Origin of the sequence: Aequorivita sinensis (assembly GCF_006346335.1) — a bacterium.
In the GTDB taxonomy this organism is placed as follows: Bacteria; Bacteroidota; Bacteroidia; order Flavobacteriales; family Flavobacteriaceae; genus Aequorivita; species Aequorivita sinensis.
In genome coordinates this window covers 1-1,025 of record NZ_VDMC01000056.1, presented here as the reverse complement: position 1 = coordinate 1,025, position 1,025 = coordinate 1, and the positions used below count along the sequence as shown (strand labels likewise).

1 protein-coding gene is annotated in these 1,025 nt (G+C 33.9%); it reads left to right on the top strand.

Features of this window, described 5'->3' with window-relative positions:
- The first annotated feature begins 139 nt into the window (after positions 1-139).
- Complete coding sequence (locus tag FHP04_RS14365) at positions 140-784, top strand: hypothetical protein (protein ID WP_139856839.1); 645 nt, start codon at positions 140-142, stop codon at positions 782-784.
- Positions 785-1,025 lie beyond the last annotated feature (241 nt).

Sequence of the window (1,025 nt, the reverse complement as noted above, 5' to 3'; positions counted from 1 at the left end):
TAAGCAATTGGGGTTTAGGTGTTTAAATAAAAAGAAAGTAAATAAAATAAAGGTCAGTGCTAAACTGAAAAGTTAGGGCAAAAAAACCCCAACTGCTCATAGCCAGACCGTTGTAGCACATTTGAGAAAACTATTTTTTATGAAAATTGCAAAATGGACTTTAATAGTGATTGCATTACTTTTTGTGTTACCAATATTGGGTTTTTGGATTCACGGGACATTTTTTTATGAATACGAAATGAATCAAATAAAATCTGATTTAAATGACATAGAAGGAGTTTCTGTAATTGATATTTGGGGACATAATGATTTAACTCTTGAAAATGTAGGCGCACGCCTTAAAATTAAGGATAAAGGGGAAATTGTTCTTCTCGATTTAAGTTCGGAGGCCAACGATTATCCTAATTCCGTGATTGTTTCTGAAATTGGTGGTTATAAATTTAGAAGTTTTTCCTGCTTCGATTATGAAGATAAGGGATACCACGAAGGTATTAGCTTTTCGATTAATATTGGAGAAAATTCAGAAATTGGTAGCCAAATTGGAATTGAATTCAAAGATCCGCAAATAGTTATTGAGAATTACAATAGCATTTTAAATGTTGTACAAAAACTAAAAAGAGTTCCTGAATGGAACTATTATAAAAACGATGATAGGGAAATATACATTTTGGTTTATCAAGATGAAAGCGAAATGCAATCTCTATTTGAAAAATATGGTGCCGATAGTTCAGCTGATTTTCAAAACAAGCATATATTGAGTTTTGACCATCCAAACTGTAGATAAAAACGTGCTACAACAATGGCTATAGTTCATTGCGGCAGAATTTTCTACCGAAAATTCCCGCAGCTTTACTATCTTTCGGCAACAGCGGAAAAGTCCTTCGGACATTTTCCGCAACGAAACCATAGCCCAAACGTTGTGTGCAATAACCCTTGCTTGCTAGGTTATTTAAAAAATCAGTAAAGCGCGCGAATTTGGAAGGAAAATAATCAGTATTTTATGGTAGGACTGGTTGCAAACCAGG

Coding starts and splice junctions, on each gene's coding strand:
- FHP04_RS14365 (WP_139856839.1), top strand. CDS start 140: ATGAAAATTGCAAAATGGACTTTAATAGTGATTGCATTACTTTTTGTG.